Genomic DNA, 4,705 nt, shown 5'->3' with positions numbered 1-4,705 from the left:
GGCCTGGGTGATGCAGTCCGTGGGCATGCCCGAGCAGGAACTGATCGTCCGCACCTCCATGTCGTAGACCGCCTTCGGATTGCACAGCCGCCAGCCGCCGAGACAGTCATTGGCGCTGAAGTTCTCGTCCCTGGTGACGTAGTACGGATGAAACGCCCGGGCCAACACCTGGTGCAGGTTGGGGTCGTCGCGGTGGGCGATCAGGTCCACGTTGAACTGGATCTTCCTGGCGTTGTAATAGGTGCTCGAAACCGAGGAGATGCAGTAGCCGGCATGGCAGTAGCCGACGTCGTTGTTGCTGCCATCGGCCGTCAATCCCCGGGCCTTGCTGGCCAGCGTGGGAGGTGGAACGCCCACGCCCTGATCGGCGGGCGGGACGTAGGCCGCGAGCGCGGACGTCCCCGCCAGCGATGACAGCAGCAGGCTCGCGACCCACAGCCCCGTGATCCCCACCTTGCGTTGCGGTGACAGCCTCATCGTATGGACCTCCCTGGAAAGCAGAAGCCCACCATAAGACAATGCCGAGGCCCCCCCATGCGGACCCGTGAGCACAAACCAGCCGCAAGCTACCCCTCGACGCGATCGAAGAGCTTCGCCAGGACGGACTCGTAGAGCCGCAGTTGCCCGGTGACAATCTCGCCTCGCACCTTGTAGCCCGGGTGGAGTTCGACCAGGCTCTCGTGGGCTTGGGCCTCCTCCACCCGGTGTCTCTGCCGCAGGAGGGCGAGTTGGCGGCGGTGGCGCACGGCCCGCTCGCCCGCGTTGTCGATCTGCTCCCCCACCGTCCGCAGCTCTTCCTCCAGGCTCCTCTCCGCCCGCCTCCTGGATGCGCCCGCCGCGCAGCAGGAGCTCGCGGCTCAGGTGCAGCCCCTCCACGGACTCGTGCGAGATGAAGAGCAGATCAGCCCAGGCGGCCCTCCAGGATGAGGGCCGCGGGGGCGTGCGCTTCTGGAGCCGCGCTGGCTACTTGCCCTTGGTGCTCTTCACCTTCCAGAGGGAGGGGCGCGGCGCGCCGTTCCCCAGCAGCGCCTGCGCCGCGGGCACGAAGGGGTGCTGTGCGGGAAGGTTGTCGACGAGCCGGCGAGCCAGCTCCTGCGCCTTCTCCTTCTGCCTGGCCTTGGCGTAGGAGATGGCCAGGTTCAACACCGGCTCGGGCTCCTGGGGCGCGCAGTCGTGCGCCTGCTCCAGCGCCTTGATGGCACGCTCCAACGCGTCCGGGCCCCTCTGGCGCAAGAGGAACAGGGCCATGTTGTTGTGGGCCACCCAGTCCTTGGGATCCAGCACCAGGGCCTCCTCGTAGGCGCGCAGGGCTCCGGCGAAGTCCGGGGACTTCTGGCGCTCGCACGCCTCGGCCTCCAGCAGCTTGAGCCACACGGTGGCGCGCATGCCCCGCTTGTACGCGGCTTTCATCAACTCGAGCGCCTCGCGGGTCCGCAGCCCCTTCACCATCTCCGAGGCCTGCTCGAAGACGGCCCGCTGCTCTCGCGCCTCCGGCGTGTCCTTCGCGGACGGCGCCTCGGTGAGGGACTGGAGCGCGTCGCGCAGCAGCTTGGAGCCGGGCACCTGCTTCAGACCCAGCTCCAGCACGCGCCGGGCCGAGCGCCGCTTGCCCCGTCCCGAGGCCAGGTAGGCCACGGCATGGTAGCCCCGCTCGTCCTTGGGGTTGAGCCGCAGGCCCCGGATGAAGTGGTACCCCGCCTCGACCTGGTTGCCGTACAGCATGTAGGCCCGTCCCAGCTCGTAGCGGATGTCGGGGTGCGTGGGGGCCAGCTGCATGGCGTCATCGAGCGCGGCACACGCCTTGAGCGGCTCGCCCAGGGCGCACAGCGCGATGCCCAGGCCATACAACGCCTCGACCCGGGGCGTGGGCGTCTCGACGAGCGGGCGGTAGAACTCCCACGCCTTCTCCCATTGCTGGCGCCGCATGGCCAGGGTCGCGCGCGCCAGGAGCACTTCCGGATCGCTGCCCTTGCCGGAGGGGTCCGCGCGCGTCAGCAATTGTTCGGCCTTCTCGTTCTCCCCAGAGGCCACGGCCACCCGGGCGAGCGCGATGAGGGCCTCGGTATCTCCTGGCTTCTGGGTCACACGCTTCGTGGCCTGCTCCGAGGCCTCCTTGAAACGGCCCGCCGCCAGCAATTGATTGAGGGACTCCATGATGTGTCTTCTCCTCGCGGATCAATCGACCGGCGCCAGGCACCGGGAGCCAAACCCATACATGAGAAACTCGGGAACAGAGGACTTCGCGGGGGAGCCGAGCGGACCAGCCCCCACGAAGCACCACCTCAGCGATAGTAGCCCGGGTGGCGGTCGTAGCCCCCGTCACCCCCGTAGGAGGGGCGCCTCTCTCCGCGATCGTCAACCCAGTAGAGCTTCGTTCCGTGGTTGTCGCGGAAGCGGCGCGCATGCCCCCCGATCTCGGTGTCGCGGTGCCTGTCGTGCACGTTCAGGCTGTCGACGTCCTCGCCGTAACGCACCCGTCCGTGGTACTGCACCTCGACGTAGTCGCCGTGGGGATCCGCGGGGCTGGAGGGGCGCCTGCCCATCACATTGTCGAAGGTGTGGTTGGTGGTTCTGTAGAGCACGTGGTCGTTGTGATTGCGCGTCCCCAGGTCCTCGCTCCGGTTGGCACGCGCCGAGTCGAAATAGCTATACGTGGCCCGGTCGTGGGTTTCTGGCCTGATTCTCAGGTGGGCGTCGCCGGCAAAGGGCGCCACGCCATGGGGGCTGTTGGTCATGTTGAGCGCGCCGTACGAGGGGTGGGCGTAGGCCGGAACCCCGCGGTAGTGGTTGTCGTACAGCGAGTTCTCGACGGTTTGGCGTTGGGCCTGGCCAAGCTGCGCCCCGCTGATGTTCGTCTCGAACATGTTGCGGTGGTAGTCGTCATCGGCCATCGCCTCCATCACCGAGGTGCCGTCGTCCAGCCGCGCCGCGGGGTTGAAGTTGATGGTGCTATGCGTCTCGGCCATCCGCCTCCGCCCCGCATCCACCTCCGCCCTGGAATACCCGCGGCTTTCCCCGCGCGCGTACAGCGCCTCGGTGTGCCGGCCCGATTGACGCGCGGCGTTCTCCTCGGCCTCCTCGAGGAACTGCCGCTGGTGCGTACTCGTCGGTCTGCCCATCGAGTAGTGGTGATCTCGCTGGGTGAACATGTTGGGGCGTGGATATCGGTCAATGGGCGGCATGGTTGGGACTCCCGCGCGAGGCTGTTGACACGTTTCATTTTAAGCTCAGCCCCACCTCATTCCAAGCCGTTCCGACGAGAAAATTATTTTTTCCAGGAATCGGGAGTTTCTCAGGGGCTGGGACGGCAGGAGGCGGTATGGCCCTGGCCAGCACGACGTCTGGCCAGGGCCAGGGCCTCCCCCGCCGGCGCCGTCAGGACGCCGGCACGAACCGGTAGAGGGCGCTCTCCAGATGTGACGGCTGTGCGTGCCGAGGGCCCGGGCCCGTCTAGAACACGATCGCCCCGTCGATTCCGTCGGCGAACGCCTCCAGACCGGCCCAATTGCCCTTGATGGGCAGCGGACCCGTCGCGGCCCGGTCGCTCGCGACATCGTAGCGAATGTACTGCGAGCCCTTGAAGAGATAGACCGTGCCCTTGCCCAGATTGACGGCGGCGTCGATCCCCGTCGCGAACGAGCCGACGCCATGCCAGTTGTCGGAGATCTCGGTGGGGTATCCCTCGAAGGCGCGCCCGGTTCGCTTGTCGTAGGCGATGTAGCGTGAGCCCTTGAAGAAGTAGGCCTTCCTGTCGTCGAAATCGACGGCGGCATCAAACCCGCTCGCGAAGGACTCGAGCCCCGGCCATTCACCGCCGTCAGTCGGCTTGGGCTCCGCGTCGAACTGAGCGGTGGCGGCATCGTAGCGGAGGTACTTCGAGCCACTGAAGAAGTAGAGCTTCTCCCGGTTGACATCGATGATGGCATCGATCGCGCCGGAGAAGTCCTTCAACCCCGGCCAGCTCTCCCGGATGGACCGCGGGTAGCCCGGGTCGGCCCTGTCCGCTTCGATGTCGAACGCGATGAACTGATCGCCCTTGAAGAAGTAGGCCTTCTTTTTCGGCTGGACCTTGGGCGGGCGCACCCCGATGCGATCCGAGATGTCCTCGATGCCGAAGGTGATCCCCTCGCTCTCGTTCTTCGTCGTCACGACGTAGAAGAAATCACCGAAGTAGTCGTTCTTGTATTTGGAGCCCTTCTTGAACCAGTGCTTGCTCCCATTCTGGTTCGTCCACGGCTTCACGGAGGAGCCATTGGCGCTGAAGTCGCCCGCCAGATAGTCATACTTCGAGGTGACGTAGAGGTATCCACCGTCGTAGTGGATCCACTGGCCCTTGTAGGGGCCGTCATGGAACTGGAAGGAACACCGGTTGTTGTCGAAGATCTCCATCTTGAAGTACGCCGGCAGGGCCCCCGCGTTCGACAGACAGAGATACTTGCTGTAGGTGGTGACGCACTCGGAAGTAAAGAAATGCCTGTAGTCGTACTCGACCCCCAGCTCCTCGTTGCCCAGCGTCAACTTCACATATTTGATGGTGTTTTCCATGACCCCTCCGTGAGGACCGAACAAGCCGGGCGATACATAGGGGAGCGTCGGGACGCCCCGCCATTCTCGGTTTGTTGAATTGACAGACCGCGGGCGGTGTGGCTGGGGCGGGCCGTGCAGTGGCGCCCAGAGAAGGTGTCAGACGATTCGTGTGCGCCAG

The 4,705-nt window shown here is 65.8% G+C and carries 5 protein-coding genes; all 5 read right to left on the bottom strand.

What is annotated here, in order from left to right:
- A partial coding sequence (locus D187_RS36860; RefSeq protein ID WP_043433427.1) for a hypothetical protein occupies positions 1-477 on the bottom strand: 477 nt, incomplete at its 3' end.
- Positions 478-566: 89 nt separating this feature from the next.
- Positions 567-782: a hypothetical protein gene (locus tag D187_RS36855; RefSeq protein ID WP_002628628.1), complete on the bottom strand. Its 216-nt coding sequence runs from the start codon at positions 780-782 to the stop codon at positions 567-569.
- A gap of 181 nt (positions 783-963) precedes the next feature.
- The gene (locus tag D187_RS36850) at positions 964-2,154 is read right to left on the bottom strand and encodes a tetratricopeptide repeat protein (protein WP_002628629.1); all 1,191 of its coding nucleotides are present in this window, start codon (positions 2,152-2,154) and stop codon (positions 964-966) included.
- Between the two features lie 128 nt (positions 2,155-2,282).
- Positions 2,283-3,182, bottom strand: coding sequence for a DUF3626 domain-containing protein (locus D187_RS36845; RefSeq protein ID WP_043433426.1), 900 nt, complete (start codon positions 3,180-3,182; stop codon positions 2,283-2,285).
- Positions 3,183-3,450: 268 nt separating this feature from the next.
- Positions 3,451-4,545, bottom strand: coding sequence for a hemopexin repeat-containing protein (locus tag D187_RS36840; RefSeq protein ID WP_002628631.1), 1,095 nt, complete (start codon positions 4,543-4,545; stop codon positions 3,451-3,453).
- Positions 4,546-4,705 lie beyond the last annotated feature (160 nt).

The sequence above is a fragment of the Cystobacter fuscus DSM 2262 genome, from assembly GCF_000335475.2.
Taxonomy (GTDB): Bacteria; Myxococcota; Myxococcia; order Myxococcales; family Myxococcaceae; genus Cystobacter; species Cystobacter fuscus.
This window is presented reverse-complemented; position numbering and strand designations above follow the sequence as displayed.